General features: G+C 69.3%; 15 protein-coding genes. 5 read left to right on the top strand and 10 right to left on the bottom strand.

Features of this window, described 5'->3' with window-relative positions:
* Positions 1-29: 29 nt before the first annotated feature.
* The 4 genes from NI2_RS04420 to NI2_RS04405 all read left to right on the top strand — a co-directional run bounded on the left by NI2_RS04420 (position 30) and on the right by NI2_RS04405 (position 3,676).
* Positions 30-980: a D-isomer specific 2-hydroxyacid dehydrogenase family protein gene (locus NI2_RS04420; RefSeq protein ID WP_067487003.1), complete on the top strand. Its 951-nt coding sequence runs from the start codon at positions 30-32 to the stop codon at positions 978-980.
* 210 nt (positions 981-1,190) lie between these two features.
* Entirely contained in the window at positions 1,191-1,925 is a 735-nt protein-coding gene (locus tag NI2_RS04415; RefSeq protein ID WP_067486242.1) for an ESX secretion-associated protein EspG, read from the top strand.
* A gap of 36 nt (positions 1,926-1,961) precedes the next feature.
* Positions 1,962-2,333, top strand: coding sequence for a hypothetical protein (locus NI2_RS04410; protein WP_067486241.1), 372 nt, complete (start codon positions 1,962-1,964; stop codon positions 2,331-2,333).
* Positions 2,333-3,676 carry a hypothetical protein gene (locus NI2_RS04405; RefSeq protein WP_067486238.1) on the top strand — a complete coding sequence of 448 codons (1,344 nt, stop codon included), beginning with the start codon at positions 2,333-2,335 and terminating at the stop codon, positions 3,674-3,676. Before NI2_RS04410 ends, NI2_RS04405 begins: the two co-directional genes overlap by 1 nt.
* 139 nt (positions 3,677-3,815) lie before the next feature.
* Here NI2_RS04405 and NI2_RS33520 read toward each other — a convergent pair whose 3' ends face one another.
* The 10 genes from NI2_RS33520 to NI2_RS04355 all read right to left on the bottom strand — a co-directional run bounded on the left by NI2_RS33520 (position 3,816) and on the right by NI2_RS04355 (position 16,477).
* Positions 3,816-4,091 (bottom strand): MafI2 family immunity protein, encoded by a 276-nt coding sequence (locus NI2_RS33520; RefSeq protein WP_481850183.1) that lies wholly within the window; start codon positions 4,089-4,091, stop codon positions 3,816-3,818.
* Between the two features lie 47 nt (positions 4,092-4,138).
* Positions 4,139-5,254 carry a glutamate 5-kinase gene (proB, locus tag NI2_RS04395; protein ID WP_133734017.1) on the bottom strand — a complete coding sequence of 372 codons (1,116 nt, stop codon included), beginning with the start codon at positions 5,252-5,254 and terminating at the stop codon, positions 4,139-4,141.
* A gap of 111 nt (positions 5,255-5,365) precedes the next feature.
* Positions 5,366-6,829 (bottom strand): GTPase ObgE, encoded by a 1,464-nt coding sequence (obgE, locus tag NI2_RS04390; RefSeq protein WP_067486234.1) that lies wholly within the window; start codon positions 6,827-6,829, stop codon positions 5,366-5,368.
* 118 nt (positions 6,830-6,947) lie between these two features.
* Positions 6,948-7,214: a 50S ribosomal protein L27 gene (gene rpmA / locus NI2_RS04385; RefSeq protein WP_067486232.1), complete on the bottom strand. Its 267-nt coding sequence runs from the start codon at positions 7,212-7,214 to the stop codon at positions 6,948-6,950.
* Positions 7,215-7,236: 22 nt separating this feature from the next.
* Positions 7,237-7,548, bottom strand: coding sequence for a 50S ribosomal protein L21 (gene rplU / locus NI2_RS04380; RefSeq protein ID WP_067486230.1), 312 nt, complete (start codon positions 7,546-7,548; stop codon positions 7,237-7,239).
* A 232-nt stretch (positions 7,549-7,780) separates the two neighbouring features.
* Complete coding sequence (locus NI2_RS04375; RefSeq protein WP_067486228.1) at positions 7,781-10,912, bottom strand: translation initiation factor IF-2 N-terminal domain-containing protein; 3,132 nt, start codon at positions 10,910-10,912, stop codon at positions 7,781-7,783.
* Positions 10,913-11,408: 496 nt separating this feature from the next.
* A complete protein-coding gene (gene ndk / locus NI2_RS04370; RefSeq protein ID WP_067486226.1) occupies positions 11,409-11,825 on the bottom strand; it encodes a nucleoside-diphosphate kinase in 417 nt (138 codons plus the stop codon).
* 46 nt (positions 11,826-11,871) lie between these two features.
* Positions 11,872-12,270 (bottom strand): DUF4233 domain-containing protein, encoded by a 399-nt coding sequence (locus NI2_RS04365; RefSeq protein ID WP_067486224.1) that lies wholly within the window; start codon positions 12,268-12,270, stop codon positions 11,872-11,874.
* Between the two features lie 44 nt (positions 12,271-12,314).
* A complete protein-coding gene (folC, locus tag NI2_RS04360; protein ID WP_067486997.1) occupies positions 12,315-13,685 on the bottom strand; it encodes a bifunctional tetrahydrofolate synthase/dihydrofolate synthase in 1,371 nt (456 codons plus the stop codon).
* Positions 13,686-13,798: 113 nt separating this feature from the next.
* A complete protein-coding gene (locus NI2_RS04355) occupies positions 13,799-16,477 on the bottom strand; it encodes a valine--tRNA ligase (protein WP_067486222.1) in 2,679 nt (892 codons plus the stop codon).
* 414 nt (positions 16,478-16,891) lie between these two features.
* On the opposite strand from NI2_RS04355, the gene NI2_RS04350 reads away from it, so the two are divergent.
* Positions 16,892-17,521: an AAA family ATPase gene (locus NI2_RS04350; RefSeq protein WP_243749890.1), complete on the top strand. Its 630-nt coding sequence runs from the start codon at positions 16,892-16,894 to the stop codon at positions 17,519-17,521.
* Positions 17,522-17,554 lie beyond the last annotated feature (33 nt).

Genomic DNA, 17,554 nt, shown 5'->3' with positions numbered 1-17,554 from the left:
CCCGCCCCGGCACCAACCAGGAGGACTTTGTGCAGGAATCCGCGATCACCGTCGCGATCGGTCCGGACCCGAACGCTCCGCGACTGCTCGAGAAGGCGGTTGTCGGCGCGGGTGCCCGGGTCGGTCCGCTCGCCGACGCCGACGCTCTGATCTGGACCGGGACGCCCGCTGACTTCCCGGCCGAATTGCCTGCGTCGGTGCGCTGGGTGCAGTTGCCGGCCGCGGGGATCGAGGACTTCTTCGATGCGGGCGTGTTCGCCGCCCACCCCGGCCCGACGTTCACCTCCGCGGCAGGCGCCTTCGCGCACAGCGTCGCCGAGCACGCGCTGATGCTGTTGCTGGCGGGCGTGCGGTATCTGCCCGAGCAGTTGCGCGCGACCTCGTGGCGGCAGCGCGAGTTCTTCCCGCACGTGGGGTCGTTGCGCGGCAAGACGGTGACGATCGTCGGCGCGGGCGGTATCGGCCGCGCGCTGATCCCGATGCTCGCCCCGCTCGGTGCGCACGTGATCGCGGTGAACCGGTCGGGCAACCGCGTCACCGGACCCGGAATCGGCGCCGACGTGGAGACGGTGCCCGCCGATCAGCTCGGACGGGTCTGGTCGCATACCGACCACGTCGTCGTCGCGGCCCCGGCGACCGCGCAGACGCGGCATCTGATCGGTGCCGACGAGCTGGCCAGGCTCAAGCCGTCGTCATGGGTGGTGAATGTGGCGCGCGGCAGCCTGATCGACACCGACGCGCTGGTCGACGCACTGCGGCGCGGCATCATCGGCGGCGCCGGACTCGATGTCACCGACCCGGAACCGCTGCCCGACGGGCATCCGCTGTGGGACCTACCGAACGCGATCATCACCCCGCACGATTCCAATCCGCCGCAACTGCGCCTCGCCGCTTTCGCCGATCATGTCGGCGCCAACGTCGCCCGGTTCGTGGCGGGCGAACCCTTGCGCGCGATCGTGGATCCGCAGCGCGGTTACTGATCGACCGGCCTCGAACACGTCGGTCATAGCTCCTCCAGTCAACGGATCTGTCCTGACGGTAGGAGTCGCAGCGGTGACAGACGTCCGCCGAAATACTCATCCGGGTACTCATTGCGCCGGAGTTTCCATTCGGGCGGATGAACGGTGCGCCGGAATAGGACACTGCGGTTAGGCTGAGCTCGTCCTGGTTCGGTAAGGATGGGATCGGCAATGGGATGGACCTTCACCGCGGACGAGTTCGCGCACGTCTGGCGGGAGACCGGTCGCGACCGGGTGCCGTTTCCGCTGCGGCTGCTCGAAACGCCGCGCACCGAGGACGAAGCGCGCCGATTACGTTCGACGCTCGACCAGCGACTCACGCCCGGCACCGATCCCGATCTCACCGCGTGCCTGCGGATCGTCGCCGAACCGCACGCCAGGATCGTGCTCGTCGGCGGCGGGCACACGCCGGGCAGCGAGATCCGATTGTTGGCCTGCGCTGTCTACGATCACGCGGTTCTCGTCGTGCAGGAACCCGGCACCCGGCCCGATTACGGTGGGCAGGTGCGGGTTTCGATCGGACACAGTGCCGGAATCGGGGCGCGCGTCACCGCCTGCTTGCCCGACACACCGCCCGGCCGTGAACCCGCGCGTGAGGCGGCGGCCGACGCGGTGCGCGATGAGGAGACCGTGATCGCGGCCCATCCCGCGGTGCCCCGGATCCAGCGCTTGCTGCGCCGCCCGCACACCGCCGAGGGGCATATCCGCATCGAAACCGGACTCGACCGTGAAACCCCTTCCCCGCCGCTGCATTACAGCTGGATCGACGTCGCGGGCGACGGCCGATACCTGCTGCGGGTGGGGGAAACGGTGCACGTGGTTCCCGCTTCGCCCGGTCAGCTCGCCGCGCAACTGCAACGCCGGGTGGCACCGGCGCACAGTTCGCACAATCGTAGGTCCGGCTAGCCTGGACACCGACGCTTGATCTGGAGGGGAGACGCGATGACGATCGAGAGCAGCCGAGCCGAGATCTCCCGGTTCCGCAGCGCCGCCGCGGCGGGGACGGTGAAATTCGATCCCGAGGCCGCGCGCCGGTGTGCCGATCTCTACGCACAGCAGGCCGACCGGCTCGCCGAATTACGCCACGACCTCGAAAATGCCGCCGAGGCAGGCGGATTCGGTGGTTTCGTCTCCGCACAGCAATTGCAGGCCGGCTTCGCCCACAAGGCGCGCGACGCCGCCGATCTGCTCGATCGCTACATCGAAGCGGCCTACCGGATGCGTGAGGCGTTCCTGCTCAGCGCGGGCCTCTACGACGAAGCCGACGCCGCCGCGGCCGCCGCGCTGCGCGCCATCGATACGCGGGTGCACTGATGAGTACCGATCCCACCTACATCAGTGCGATGGAACATTTCGAGTCCATGCCGCACGAGCAGATCTATGCCCGCACCCAGCAGATCGACGCGGGCGAGATCCTCGGCGCCTCGATGGCCTGGCTGGAAACCGCCGCCGCCCTCGTCACCCTTCCCGTCGCCAAGGCCAACGCCGACCAGGTGATGGAAGAGGCGGGATGGGAAGGCGCGGCCGCCGAAGCCGCCGCCGCGAGCACCCGCAGCTTCGCCGCCGCCATCGACGAATTGGCCGCGGTGATGGCGGAAGTCGGCACCCGCCTCGGTGGGGTGGCGGCCGCCGCCGAAGCGGTGAAACTGGCGGTGGTCGCCCCCGGCGACTCCGGCCCGATCGGCACCATCGCCCGGCTGCTGGCAGCCGCGGATGTCATCGACGCGCAGATGGCGGCCGAAGCGTTGCGCCAGGAAGCGCTCCTGGCCATGAACATGATCTACAAGCCCGCCTACACCCTGGCCGGAACCGGCGTACCCGCCCTTCCCGTCCCCGCTGCGGATTCCCCTGTCCCATTGGACAACCCGCCCCGAACAAACGGCGCTCCCCCTGCCGAGACCACCCCCCAGAACCCCGAAACCCCGGCACCCGCCAACCCGAACAACTCCGCCCCAACCACCGAAAACCCCGCGCCCCCAGCACCGTCCACCGAAGCGCCTGCGCCGACCGAAAACCCGGCGCCGCCTGGACAGCCCACACCGCCGAGCCCCAACCCCGCTACCCCCAGCGAAAGCCCTGCGCCGACCACCGAACTCCCGGCACCGCCCAACGAAAGCCCTACGCCGACGAGCGAGCCACCGGCCCCGCCGAGCGAAAGCCCCTCCCCCACCACCGAACTCCCGGCACCGTCGAGCGAGATTCCGGCCCCGTCCAGCGAGCCTCCAGCACCGCCGAGCGAAAGCCCCTCCCCCACCACCGAGCTCCCGGCACCGCCCAGCGAAAGCCCGAGCCCTACAACCGAAGTCCCGGCACCACCCACCGAGCCACCGGCGCCGCCGCCGACGAATCCTGCTCCGCCGCAGGTGGAAAGCCCGGCACCCCCGAGCGAACCGCCCGCGCCAACGAGCGCAAACCCTTCACCGCCGAGCGACCCGCCGGCACCGCCAACTCAGCAGGACTCCAACCCAACCGCCCCGGACACCAACACTCCACCGGTCGCACCCGCACCACCCCAGAACGCCCCCGACATGTCCGACCCAGGCGGCCAACCCGGCGTCACGGGCCCCGTCCCCGGCGCCGAACCACCCCAACCCACCCCACCACCCCAACCCCCGGGCGGCCTGGACCAACCGGGCGTCATCCCGCCGCAGCGATAAGAAGTCGACGCATTCGGCCGGGATCGCTCACCCCGGTCGTGTCCGGCAGCCGACCGTGTTGATCGGATGTCATCCCAGCGCGGTCATCGATGGCACGTTCTCCTCAGGCGCCAGGCCGTCGGTGTGCATGCTGAGTCGATCAACCTTCACGCCGATGGAAAACGAGATGCCATCCGGGAGGCATGGTGACCCTCGTCGGCGGATCCAAGCGTTCGATGCTCTCGTCCACCCGGTGATCCGGAAAGTCCGCGATGACTTCGGCGGCTACACAGCTGGTCGAATCGCGATCGTCGTCGGTGATGGCTCCCTCGACGACGAACCTGATGGAGATCACGCCGTCTTCCGCCTTGCAGAACACCGCCCTGACAGCGGCCGAAACCTCGTGCCACAGAGCGCGATTGACCGAGAGAACCACATCGCCGCGGCTCGGGTCCGGCTGCCTGACGATCGGGGTCGGGACGCTCACACCTTGACGAGGTCGTCGGCGTGGATGACCGGGCGCTGCATGGTTTCGGGGAGGTCGGTGGTGGAGCGGCCGAGCATGGTGGACAGTTCGGTGCTGTCGTATTCGACGACGCCTCGGGCGATGACCTCGTCGGTGGGGCTGACGAGGTCGACCACGTCGCCGCCGAAGAAGCGGCCGCGCAGGCCGGTGATGCCCGCGGCGAGCAGGGAGCGGCGTTCGGCGACGGCGGCGACGGCACCGTCGTCGAGCAGGACGGCGCCGCGGGTGTCGGCGGCGTGGCGGACCCAGAACTTGCGGCCCGACAGGCGGACGGGGCGGGCGGCGAAGGCGGTGCCGACGGTACCCGAGGAGAGGGCGGTCGCGGCTTCGGCGGCCGAGGCGAGCAGGACGGGGATGCCCGCGTCGGCGGCGAGGCGGGCGGCCGACAGTTTGGAGGCCATGCCGCCGGTGCCGAGCGCGCCACCGCTGCCCGCGATGACGCCGTCGAGGTCGGCACTGCCGCGCACCTCGGGAATGAAATTCGCGGGCCCCTTGCGCGGGTCGCCGTCGTAGAGCCCGGCCACATCGGAGAGCAGGATCAGGGCGTCGGCGCCGACGAGGTGGGCGACGAGGGCGGCGAGGCGGTCGTTGTCACCGAAACGGATCTCCTCGGTGGCGACGGTGTCGTTCTCGTTGACCACCGCGACCGCCCCGAGGGAACGCAACCGATCGAGGGTGCGCTGCGCGTTGCGATGATGCTCACGACGGGCGAAATCGTCCGCGGAGAGCAGTATCTGGCCGACCGTGCGGCCGTACCGCGCGAACGAGGTTCCCCAGGCGTGCGCCAGGGCGAGCTGGCCGACACTGGCCGCGGCCTGTTTGGTCGCCAGATCCTTGGGCCGCTTCGACAGGCCCAGCGGTGCGAGCCCGGCGCCGATGGCACCCGAGGACACGACGACCACATCGGACCCTGCGCGCATCCGCGCTTCGACGGCATCGGCGAGCAGATCGAGCCGACCGGTGTCGAGACCGCCTTCGAGGCTGGTGAGAGCCGACGAACCGATCTTCACCACCACGGTGCGCGCCGACACGATAGCGGCCCGCCCTTGACTCAGCTCCGAACCCACCTGCATCGCCCAACTCCCTGCACGAATCGTCGTCGACGGGCTCGCAGAAGCCCTACCGCAGTATGCCGACCGACTCGTCGCGCCCGACAGCGAATTTCGCCGGGCGCGACACCACCGTCAACTCTTCCGTTCACCGTTCTCGTCGAGCAGACCACGTCGCGCCTGCGAGGCGAGCTTGCGCTCGGCCGCGCCGATGCGGTCGTTGTTCTCGAGCCGCAGGTCGGTGCCGCGCCCGGTCGGCTGCATGTCGACACCGGCCGAGATCTGCGGCTCCCACTCGAAGGTCACCTCGCCGATGGTCACCGGGCAGCCGGGTTCGGCACCCTGCTTGACCAGCTCCGCTTCGACACCGAGGCGAGCCAACCGGTCGGCCAGGTAGCCGACGGCCTCGTCGTTGTTGAAGTCGGTCTGGCGGATCCAACGTTCCGGCCGGGTGCCGCGCACGATGAAACCACCCGGCTCCTGCGGATCGGCGATCACGCTGAAACCGGACTCGTCGGTCGCGATCGGGCGAATGATCGGGCGCTTGGGTGCGGCCTTGGGGTGATCCTCGCGATACTGACGGACCATGTCGGCCAGCGCGAAGGTCAGCGGGCGCAGCCCGGCACGGCTCACCGCCGAGATCTCGAACACGGGCCAACCGCGGGTGGTGAATTCAGGCGTCACCATCTCGGCGAGCTCTTTGCCGTCGGGGACGTCGGTCTTGTTCAGGATGACCACGCGCGGGCGGTCGGCCAGGTCGCCCAGGCTCTCGTCACCGGAGAGCGCGGGCTTGTACGCGGCGAGCTCCGCCTCGAGCGCGTCGACATCGGAGACGGGGTCGCGACCGGGTTCGAGGGTCGCGCAGTCGACGACGTGGGCGAGCACCGCGCACCGTTCCAGGTGCCGCAGGAAGTCGAGCCCGAGGCCGCGACCCTGGCTGGCGCCGGGGATCAGGCCGGGCACGTCGGCGACGGTGAAGGTGGTGTCGCCGGACTGCACCACGCCGAGGTTCGGCACGAGCGTCGTGAACGGGTAGTCGGCGATCTTCGGCTTCGCGGCCGAGAGCACCGAGACCAGCGACGACTTACCGGCCGACGGGAACCCGACCAGACCCACATCGGCGACCGACTTCAGCTCGAGAACGAGATCGAGTTCCTCGCCCTCCTCACCGAGCAGCGCGAAACCGGGCGCCTTGCGCGCCTTGGACGCCAGCGAGGCGTTACCGAGCCCACCGCGACCACCACGGGCGATGATGAACCGGTTGCCGACGCCGACGAGGTCGACAACGACCTTGCCGTCGCTGTCCACGACCACGGTGCCGTCGGGCACCTGCAGCACCAGGTCGGTGCCCTGCTTGCCGTCGCGGTTACCGCCCTCGCCCGGCTTGCCGTTGCCCGCCTTGGCGTGGGGATGGAAGTGGAAATCGAGCAGGGTGTGCACGTTGGCGTCGACCTCGAGGATCACGTCGCCACCGTTGCCGCCGTTGCCCCCGTCGGGACCGCCGAGCGGCTTGAACTTCTCACGGTGCACCGAGGCACAACCGTGTCCACCTCTACCGGCACGAACATGCAGCACGACGCGGTCGATGAATTTGGACATGGGTTGATCCTCCTCCTTCTGACTTGTCGTTTGCGGTAATGGTGGACGAACACGACAGAGCGGGTCAGGGAAACCCTGACCCGCTCTGGTATCCGTGGGGAGCTGACGCTCCAGGCGGTCAGGCCTGGACCGGCTCCGGGACAACGATGTTGACGGTCTTGCGGCCACGCTTGGTGCCGAACTCGACCGCGCCCGCCGCGAGGGCGAACAGGGTGTCGTCGCCACCACGGCCGACGTTCACGCCGGGGTGGAAGTGGGTTCCGCGCTGACGGACGAGGATCTCGCCCGCGCTGACCTTCTGGCCGCCGAAGCGCTTCACGCCGAGGCGCTGGGCGTTCGAATCACGACCGTTCCGGGAGCTGGATGCACCCTTCTTATGTGCCATTGCTTCGTCTCCTCGGGAATTCTTACTTGATGCCGGTGACCTTGATGACCGTCAGCGGCTGACGGTGACCCTGGCGCTTGTGGTAGCCGGTCTTGTTCTTGAACTTGTGAATCCGGATCTTCGGACCCTTGGTCTGATCGACGACCTCGGCGGCCACGGAGATCTTGGCCAGCTTGTCGGCATCGGTGGTCAGATCGGCGCCGTCGACGACGAGAACCGGGGTCAGGGCCACGGCGTCGCCGGGCTTGCCCTCGATCTTCTCGACCTTCACCAGGTCACCGACCGCGACCTTGTACTGCTTTCCGCCGGTCTTGACGATTGCGTACGCTGCCATCGGTCGGCTTCCTCCACTCACGTTGGTCCTGCACATGTCCACGCCGCAGCTGCGACGCGTATTCCTGGGCTCATCCCCGCACGTGCGGGGGAAGAACGTTAGCTGCCTGCCTGCGGTATCACCCGGCCGTCCGGCCAGATGCCCAATCGCTGGGCAGCGACCGACCTAGGTTACCAGAACGGTATGCCGTCCCCCAATTCGGCCGGTCAGGGCCGAATCGGGGGACGTCACCTCAGTTCGATTCCGGCGCGGGCGCGCCCGCCGGACGGGCCACCGCACGCCTGCGCGGCTTGCGCTGCGGGACGACGACGGGTTCGGCGTCGAAGTCCACGACGGCTGCCGCGGGCGGCTGCTCGTTCGCCGAGACGACGAACACCGCGCCCGCGCTGTCGGCGGCCGGAGCCGCCGTCGAACGGGCTACACGACGCCTACGCGGCGCCCGGGCGGCCGGTTCCTCGGCCACCGGTGCGGGTTCCTCGGCCACGGGAGCGGCGGGCTCCTCGACGGGTTCCTGGGCGAGCGAAGACGATTCGACGGGTTCGACCGTCGGCGCCTCGTCGGCCGGGGCGGGCGTGACGACGACCTCCTCGACCACCTCGTCCTCGGCCGGGACGACCCCGGTCAGCGCGGGGCTGTCGATCGCGGTCTCGGTTTGCGCGGCGCGGTTGGACCGCCGCGACCGGGACCGGGAGCGCGAGCGGGTCGGCTCGGGAGCCGGCTGCTCGGTCTCGACCTCGGCCTGCACTGTCTCGCCGTCCTCGTCGCCGTGGTGGGCGGCCATCGCCAGCGCGACCGGGTGGGCCCGCTTGACGGCGATGTCCTCCTCGTCGGGCTCGGCGGCCGGTGCCGTGCCGTTGGTGGCCGGTGCGGCCGCCTGGGCGGGCTTGGCGTCGCGGTCCTTGTCCTTGCCGCGACGACGCCGCGAACCGCTCTCCTTGCCGCGCGGTTCCTCGATGCCCGACCCGGAATCGACCGGGTAGGAGTGCACGAGGATGCCACGGCCGTGGCAGTGCTCACAGGTGGTGGAGAACGCCTCGACCAGGCCGGTGCCCAGCTTCTTGCGCGTCATCTGGACCAAGCCCAGCGAGGTGACTTCCGACACCTGGTGGCGGGTGCGGTCGCGGCCGAGCGCCTCGGTGAGGCGGCGCAGCACCAGATCGCGGTTGGACTCGAGCACCATGTCGATGAAGTCGACGACGATCATGCCGCCGATATCGCGCAGCCGCATCTGGCGCACGATCTCCTCGGCCGCTTCCAGGTTGTTCTTGGTGACGGTCTCCTCGAGGTTCGAGGAGCCGGAACCGGTGAACTTGCCGGTGTTGACGTCGACGACGGTCATCGCCTCGGTGCGGTCGATCACCAGGGTGCCGCCCGAGGGCAGCCACACCTTGCGATCCAGCGCCTTGGCCAGCTGCTCGTCGATGCGGTAGGCGTCGAACACGTCGACACCGTTGTTCTCGTGCCGGTTCACCCGCGGCAGCAGGTCGGGGGCGACGGTTCGCACGTAGTTCTCGACGGTGCTCCACGCGCGCTCACCCTCGATGACCAGCTTGGCGAAGTCCTCGTTGAACAGGTCGCGAATGACCTTCACCAGCATGTCCGGCTCTTCGTAGAGAGCCTTGGGCGCGTCCTTGGCCGCGTTCTTGGAGGCCTCTTCGATGGTGCGCCAGGTGGCCTGCAGCCGTTCCACGTCGCGCGCCAGCTCGGGCTCGCTCACGCCTTCGGAGGCGGTGCGGATGATGACGCCGGCGTCGGCGGGCACGATCTCGCGCAAGATCTCCTTGAGCCGCTTGCGCTCGGTGTCGGGCAGCTTGCGGCTGATCCCGGTGGAGGTGCCACCCGGCACGTACACCAGGAAGCGACCCGCGAGGGAGATCTGGGTGGTCAGGCGGGCACCCTTGTGGCCGACCGGGTCCTTGGACACCTGGACCAGCACGGTGTCGCCCGGCTTGAGCGCCTGCTCGATCTTGCGTTCCTTGCCGCCGAGCCCGGCGGCCTCCCAGTTCACCTCACCGGCGTAGAGCACACCGTTGCGGCCGCGGCCGATGTCGATGAACGCGGCCTCCATGCTCGGCAGCACGTTCTGCACCTTGCCCAGGTACACGTTGCCGACCATCGATGCCTGACCGGAGCTGGTCACGAAGTGCTCGACGAGGATGTTGTCCTCGAGCACCGCGACCTGCGTGGTGGTCTGGTGACCCGGTGCGTGCTCGGCCGGATCGAACGCCTTCTCGCGCACGACCATCACCCGGTCGACGGCCTCGCGACGGGCGAGGAACTCCGACTCGGTGAGGATCGGCGGACGGCGGCGGCCCGCGTCGCGGCCGTCGCGGCGGCGCTGACGCTTGGCTTCCAGGCGGGTGGAACCGGAGATGCCCTGCACCTCGTCGGAGGCACCGGCCCGGCTGCGGCTCTTGTTGCGCGGCTCGCGCTCGTGCACGACCGTGTTCGGCGGGTCGTCCTCGGCGGCGGCGTCGGTGTCGGCGGACTCCCCGCCGACCTTGCGACGGCGACGGCGGCGACGGCGACGGCTCGCACCCTCGGGCTGGTTGTCGTCGTCTTCGTCGGTGTCGTCGGACTGCTCGGCCTCGGCCGGGGCGGGCTGCTCGGCGGCGGGCTCGTCCTCGGCGTCGTGATCGTCGGAGTCGTTGTCCTCGCCGTCGGCGGACTGCTCGCCACGGCCGCGACCGCGACCACGACGCCCACGACGACGGCGGCGCGGCTGCCCGTCGGCGTCGTTGTCGCTGTCGGAATCGGTATCGGTGTCACCGGACTGGTCGGTGGCCTCGGTCTCGTCGAGCGCCTCGGGCTCCTCGACAGGCTCTTCCACCTTCTTGGGCGCGCGTTCGGCGCGACGGCGCTTGCGCGCCTCTTCGGCGGCGCTCGCGTCGGGCGGCAGGAACAGCGGCATGCCGACCGAGGGCGCCTCGAAGGCCACCGGTTCGGGGGCCGGTTCCTCGGTCGCCCGGTGCGTGAACAGCCCGGTGTGGGCGTCGTCGGCCATCGGGGCGAACACCTCGTCGGGGCGCGCGACCTCGGGCGCGGAGAACAAGGTGGTGGTCGGGTCGGCCGGCTGCTCGGCGACGGGTGCGGTGGCTTTCTTCCTACCCCTGGTGGTCGGGGCGGGTGCCGGGGGTTCGCCGGTTTCGGCGTCGGCGGCAGCGATCGCGTCGCGAACGGTCTCGGCGACCGCCCGGTCGACATTGGATTGCACGCTGCGCGCCTCGGCGCCCAGCTCGGCCAACTTGGCCAGGATGCGCTTGCTGGTCACTCCCAGTCGTTTGGCCAGTGCATGAACTCGAATTCGCTCCGGCAATTGATCGGCATCCTGTTGTGTTGTGTCCAGCGGCTCTTGTTCGGCCACGAAGTCTCCTCGGGCCCCCGGGCGCGTCCATCCCCGGTACGGGAGTGACGCGGCCGGCGCGGGGGCATCGTCCGTGCACCTCGTACCCGATGGTACGAGGGTCATCTGGTCTCGCCCCGCGTATCCGGTCGCGCCTGGAATCGATCATCTGGCGGGCCAACCGGTCACGCGGCGCCTGGCTGTACGGCGTGACGCCGCGCGCTGAGGCGCTCATCCAGCGTGCCCGGCAACCCCAGCAACAGGGTTGTCCATGGCAGCGATGATCGGCATCCAACTGCGGTGTCATCCGGTCATGTCCGTCGCCGCTGCCGCGTACCTGCGCGTCAGGCTGTCACCGACCGCCCTGGTGGGGCTTCGATGACATCGGTATCGAACACATCCGTCTTCAGTATCCCATATGGTTCGCGCGGTGATCGCCATCGGCGCAACTCGCGCGCGGAACCGTCACTCGAGCCCGTCGCGTCCGAACCGGACGCGACGAGCGAGGACAGCACGGTCAAGCAGGGAATTCGGGAAACCAGAGCGCGATCTCACGCTTGGCGGACTCGGGCGAGTCGGAGCCGTGAACGAGGTTGTACTGGGTCTCGAGACCGAAGTCGCCGCGGATGGTTCCGGGGACGGCCTTCTCGACCGGGTCGGTGCCACCGGCGAGCTGGCGGAACGCCGCGATCGCGCGCGGGCCCTCGAGCACGGCCGCGACGACCGGGCCGGAGGTGATGAATTCGATCAGCGAACCGAAGAACGGTCGCTCGGCGTGTTCGGCGTAGTGCTCGCCCGCCAGTTCGGCGGACACGTTCTTCAGCTCCAGCGCCTTGATGGTGAGGCCCTTGCGCTCGATGCGCGCCAGGACCTCGCCGACGAGGCCACGGGAGACACCGTCCGGCTTGATGAGTACCAACGTCTGCTCAGTCACGCGCTAACCCTAGCGTCGGGTAGGCGTCCACGCCGAACGACCCCGTTCAGGACTGGGCCCGCCGCATCCGCTGGCTCGGCAACAACCCGGCGTCCATGCGTCGTTGCACGTCGGCGCGCAACAGCAGGATGAATGCCCACACGGCCGCGAACACCAGCCCGATGATCCCGATCGACAGGTGGATGAAGGTTCCCGCCAGCACCAGGACCTGCAGCCCGAGGTTGAACGGGATGGCCCACGGCTTGCGCTGCAATCCGGCGCCGAGGATCATCAGCAGCGCCAGGACCACCAGATAGGTGCCCGAGAACCAGGTCACCCCGCCGCCGACCGAACCGACGACCGGCAGTGCCAGCAACACCACGATCGCCTCGAGGATCAGCGTCCCGGCCATCACTCCCCGGAATCCCTTCCAGGGGTCGGTAGCGGGCGGGGGTACCTCACTCATGCTCGATCCGTCCGGCGTGCTCGCGTCGTTTTCCGGCTGACCACTCACGCCGGCCCCTTCCCGAACAGCGCGCGGGCGGCCCCGGCGGTGACCACCGATCCGGTGACGATCACGCCCGCACCCGAGATCACATCGCCGTCGTCGCCTGCCTGTTCGGCCAGGGCGATCGCCGATTCCAGGGCGTCGGGCAGGGTGTCGGCGGTGATCACGCGTTCGTCGCCGAAACGCTGGACGGCCAGGTCGGCGAGGGTGTCGACGTCCATGGCGCGCGGCGACCCGTTGCTGGTGACGACGATCTCGTCGAACACCGGTTCCAGGGCGTCGAGGATGCCCGCCGCGTCCTTGTCGCCGAGGACGGCGACCACCCCGACCAGCTTGCGGAAGTCGAATTCGCCGGTGAGTGTGTTCGCCAACGCCTGCGCGCCCGCCGGGTTGTGGGCGGCGTCGACGAAGATGGTCGGCGCGTTGCGCATCCGTTCCATCCGGCCGGGACTGGTGACGGCCGCGAATCCGGCGCGCACGGCCTCGATGTCGAGCTGACGCTCGGCACCCGCCCCGAAGAACGCCTCGACGGCAGCCAGCGCGAGGGCGGCGTTGCGGGCCTGGTGTTCGCCGTGCAGCGGCAGGAAGATCTCGTCGTAGACGCCGCCCAGCCCCTGCAGGGTCAGCAGCTGACCGCCGATCGCGACGGCCCGTTCCAGCAGCCGGAATTCCGCGCCTTCGCGCGCGACCGCCGCGTCGGCCTCCACGGCCCGGCGCAGCAGCACGTCCATCACCTCGGGGGCCTGTTCGGCGATCACCGCGACGGTGTCGACCGGAACCAGAGCTTCCTTGGCGCGCTTGATGATTCCCGCTTTTTCCTTGGCGATCGACTCGAGGTCGGGCCCGAGGTACTCGGTGTGGTCCAGGCCGATCGGGGTGATGACGGCGACCTGGCCGTCGATCACGTTGGTGGCGTCCCAGGTACCGCCCATGCCGGTCTCGACGACGGCCACGTCGACGGGTGCCTCGGCGAACGCGGCGTAGGCCATGCCGGTGAGCACCTCGAACTTGCTCATCGCCGGGCCGCCCGCCTCGGCGGAGCGCTGGTCGATCATGTCGATATACGGCGCGAGCTCGTGGTAGGTCTCCACGTACCGGGCGGGGCTGATCGGTGCGTTGTCGATGCTGATCCGCTCGGTCGCCAGCTGCAGGTGTGGGCTGGTGATCCGGCCGGTGCGCCGGTGCAGGGCGGTGAGCAGCGCGTCGATCATCCTGGTCACCGAGGTCTTGCCGTTGGTGCCCGCGATGTGGATGGCCGGATAGTTGTACTGCGGGTTGCCGAGCAGATCCATCAGGGTGCTGATGCGCGTGAGCGACGGCTCGATCTTGGTTTCCGGCCAGCGTTTGTCGAGTTCGGCTTCGACCAGCGCCATTTCGGCCAGCTCGACCGGCGACGGGCCGGTGCCGAGCTGGGCCGGGCGGTAGTCGTCACCGCCGAAGCCCGCCTCCTCGGGGCCGAGATCGCCGTTGTCGGGGCCGATGTCGCTCACTTGGCGCTCAGCTCCGCCAGGCGTGCGCTGATCCGGGCGACCTCCGCGGTGGCCACATCGCGGCGAGCGGTGATCTTGTCGACCACCTGCTGCGGCGCCTTGGCCAGGAACGCCTCGTTGGCCAGTTTGGCGGTGGTCTGGTCGAGGTCCTTCTGCGCGACCGCGAGATCCTTTTCCAGCCTGCGCCGTTCGGCGTCGAGGTCGATGGCGCCGGAGGTGTCGAGCTGGACGGTCACCGTGCCCGTGGACAGGCGGACCTCCACCTCGGCGGTGGTCGCGAAGTCGTCACCGGGTTCGGTGAGACGGGCCAGGTTCGCCACCGAGGCCGCGAAACCGGCGAGTCCGGCTTCCTCGATGCCGACCAGCGTGGCCTTCACCTTCTGCTTGTCGGCCAGGCCCTGATCGCCACGGAAGCGCCGGATCTCGGTGATGAGCCGCTGCGCGTCGGCGACCCGTTGGGCGGCCCGCTCGTCGGCGGCGACGCCACTGGCCTGCGGCCACGGCGCGACCACCACCGACTCACCGCCGGTGAGCGCCTTCCAGAGGGTTTCGGTGACGAACGGGATCACCGGGTGCAGCAGGCGAAGCACCGCGTCGAGCACGTTGCCGAGGACCACCGAGGTGCTCTCGGCGCGCGCATCGGACTCGGCGAACTGCACCTTCGACAGTTCCAGGTACCAGTCGCACAGCTCGTCCCAGGCGAAGTGGTACAGCGCCTCACAGGCTTTGCCGAATTCGTAGGAATCGAACGCGGAGTCGACATCGGCGCGGACCTGGTCGAGCCGGTCGAGGATCCAGCGATCGGCGTCGGTGAGCGTCTCGCGCGCGGGCAGGTCGCCGGTGCGGGCACCGTTCATCAGCGCGAACTTGGTGGCGTTGAACAGCTTGGTGACGAAGCTGCGCGAGGCGAGCGCGTGCGACTCACCGACCGAGAGGTCGCCGCCGGGCTGGGCGCCGCGGGCCAGGGTGAAGCGCAGCGCGTCGGCGCCGTAGGAGTTGATCCAGTCCAGCGGGTCGATGCCGTTGCCGCGCGACTTCGACATCTTCTTGCCGTGCTGGTCGCGGATGAGGCCGTGCAGGAACACGTCTTCGAACGGGACCTGCTTCTGCCCGCCCTTGCCCGCGGTGAGCACCGGATCGTCGCTGACGTACATGCCGAACATCATCATCCGGGCCACCCAGAAGAACAGGATGTCGTAACCGGTGACGAGCACGCTGGTCGGATAGAACTTCGCCAGCTCGGGGGTCGCGTCGGGCCAGCCCATCGTGGAGAACGGCCACAGACCCGAGGAGAACCAGGTGTCGAGCACGTCGGGGTCCTGCACCCAGCCCTCGGGGGCCTGCTCGTCCGGGCCGAGGCAGACGATCTCGCCCTCGGGCCCGTACCAGATCGGGATGCGGTGGCCCCACCACAGCTGACGCGAGATGCACCAGTCGTGCATGTTGTCGACCCAGTCGAACCAGCGGGGTTCCTGACTGGCCGGATGGATCTTCACGTCACCGTCGCGCACCGCGTCGCCCGCGGCCTTGGCCAGGGTGTCGACCTTGACCCACCACTGCATCGACAGACGCGGCTCGATCGGCTCGCCGGAGCGCTCCGAGTGACCGACCTGATGTTTGTAGGGGTACTTGCGCCCGACGATGCGGCCCTCGGCCTCGAGGCGTTCGCGGATCTTCACGCGCGCCTCGAAACGGTCCATGCCGTCGAATTCCGTTCCGGTGTCGGCGATCCGGCCCGCCTTGTCCATGATCGTCGGCATCGGCAGGCCGTGGCGCAGGCCGAGTTCGAAGTCGTTGGGGTCGTGGGCGGGGGTGATCTTCACCGCGCCGGAACCGAACTCCGGGTCGACGTAGTCGTCGGCGACGATCGGGATCTGGCGGCCGGTGATCGGGTGGTACAGCGTGGTGCCGATCAGCGCCTTGTACCGCTCGTCGTCCGGGTGGACGGCCACGGCGGTGTCGCCGAGCATCGTCTCCACCCGGGTGGTTGCCACGATGACGTGCGGTTCGTCGTCGTTCAGGGAGCCGAAGCGCATGCTCACGAGCTCGCCGTCGACCTCCTTGTGGTCGACCTCGAGGTCGGAGATGCCGGTCTGCAGCACGGGCGACCAGTTCACCAGCCGCTCGGCGCGGTAGATCAGGCCCGCGTCGTAGAGCCGCTTGAAGATGGTCTGCACGGCGCGCGAGAGCCCGTCGTCCATGGTGAACCGGTCGCGGCTCCAGTCGACACCGTCACCGAGGCGGCGCATCTGCCCCTGGATCTGGCCGCCGGACTCGCGCTTCCAGTCCCACACCTTGTCGATGAACAGCTCGCGACCGAAGTCCTCTTTGTTCTTGCCGTCGACGGCGAGCTGCTTCTCCACCACGGTCTGGGTCGCGATGCCCGCGTGGTCCATGCCCGGCAGCCACAGCACCTCGTACCCCTGCATCCGCTTGCGGCGGGTGAGCAGGTCCATGAGGGTGTGGTCGAGCGCGTGCCCCATGTGCAGGGTGCCGGTGACGTTCGGCGGCGGCAGCACGATGGAGTACGCGGGCTTGGCCGAGGTGGCGTCGGCGGTGAAGTACCCGGCGTTTACCCAGCCCTCGTACAGGTCGGCCTCTACCTCGCTGGGATTCCAGCTCTTGGGCAGGGCATCGGCACGATTACGCGAGTTGTCTGGGGCTGCGCTGGTCACGCCCCAATCCTAAGGGGAACGGACAACCGGGTTTCCCCCGCCTCACCCCGCAGTCCCAGCCACGTACGACCCGGCCTCGAGGCGGGTCCGTCGCGAACCTCGAGCGCGCCAGCGCTCCAACAAAACAGAGGCGAGGTCTTCGGTGGATGAGGGACACCGAAGACTTCGCCTCTCGTGGTCGACTCTACCGGCGATTTTCGGCCGCCCCTCGAATACATAGCCAATTCTCAGATTCTTCCAAGCGGTGGTCGGCGAGGTTTGTGAGTGTCTCCATCGACACGCGGAAACTGTTGTCCGACAGGCCGGTCGACGCGAACTCAGGGTGTTCACCGATTGCCGAATTGTCTGTTTTCCCGGATTCTGGAGAGGGTGACGCCTCCGCTCGATGCCAGCTCCCCTCCCGCCGATCGATCCGTGCCGTCCCGGACCGTCATTCCCGTCGCACTGCTGGACTTACGCGCGGACCATGTCGACGAATTGCGCTACCCCGCCACGGCGGTGCTGATTTTCGCCGGGGTGCCCGGCGCGGGGAAATCCACTGCGCTGCACCGCCTTTTCGGCGCCGACCCGAACGCGGAGCTGCCGGTGCGGACGGCAGCGGGCGCACTGGTGCTCGATTCCAACCACGCCCGCAACCGATTGCGGCACCGGCTCGGCCGGGTGCCCTACCCCCTGTGGCGTCCGCTGGTGCACCTGGCGCACTACCGGGCGATCCGCGCGGCGCTGCTGGTCGCCGACGGACCGGTCGCCATCCACGACTGCGCGACATTCGCCTGGAGCCGTCGCCTGATCGCGCGGTGGGCGCGCTCGGGTGAGCGCGAGGTGCACATGGTGCTGATCGATGTCCCCGCCACCCAGGCCAGGCGCGGTCAGGTCACCCGCGGCAGGCGGGTGAACATCGTCGCCTTCGGCGCGCACTGCCGCCGCTGGGAGCGCCTGATGCGCGACCTCGACGCCCGGCCGCTACCCGCGTCGTCGGTCGTCGTAGTCGACCGTCCCACCCTCACCGAGATCTCCCGGATCACCTTCGCGCCGCCCGCCTGATCGTGCTCGCCCGGTCGACGGTGCCGACCACAG

It is taken from the genome of Nocardia ignorata NBRC 108230, from assembly GCF_001612905.1.
Lineage (GTDB): Bacteria > Actinomycetota > Actinomycetes > Mycobacteriales > Mycobacteriaceae > Nocardia > Nocardia ignorata.
This window is presented reverse-complemented; position numbering and strand designations above follow the sequence as displayed.

Coding starts and splice junctions, on each gene's coding strand:
- NI2_RS04415 (WP_067486242.1), top strand. CDS start 1,191: ATGGGATGGACCTTCACCGCGGACGAGTTCGCGCACGTCTGGCGGGAG.
- NI2_RS04410 (WP_067486241.1), top strand. CDS start 1,962: ATGACGATCGAGAGCAGCCGAGCCGAGATCTCCCGGTTCCGCAGCGCC.
- NI2_RS04405 (WP_067486238.1), top strand. CDS start 2,333: ATGAGTACCGATCCCACCTACATCAGTGCGATGGAACATTTCGAGTCC.
- proB (WP_133734017.1), bottom strand. CDS start 5,254: ATGCAGGTGGGTTCGGAGCTGAGTCAAGGGCGGGCCGCTATCGTGTCG.
- obgE (WP_067486234.1), bottom strand. CDS start 6,829: ATGTCCAAATTCATCGACCGCGTCGTGCTGCATGTTCGTGCCGGTAGA.
- rpmA (WP_067486232.1), bottom strand. CDS start 7,214: ATGGCACATAAGAAGGGTGCATCCAGCTCCCGGAACGGTCGTGATTCG.
- rplU (WP_067486230.1), bottom strand. CDS start 7,548: ATGGCAGCGTACGCAATCGTCAAGACCGGCGGAAAGCAGTACAAGGTC.
- NI2_RS04365 (WP_067486224.1), bottom strand. CDS start 12,270: ATGAGTGAGGTACCCCCGCCCGCTACCGACCCCTGGAAGGGATTCCGG.
- folC (WP_067486997.1), bottom strand. CDS start 13,685: ATGGCGCTGGTCGAAGCCGAACTCGACAAACGCTGGCCGGAAACCAAG.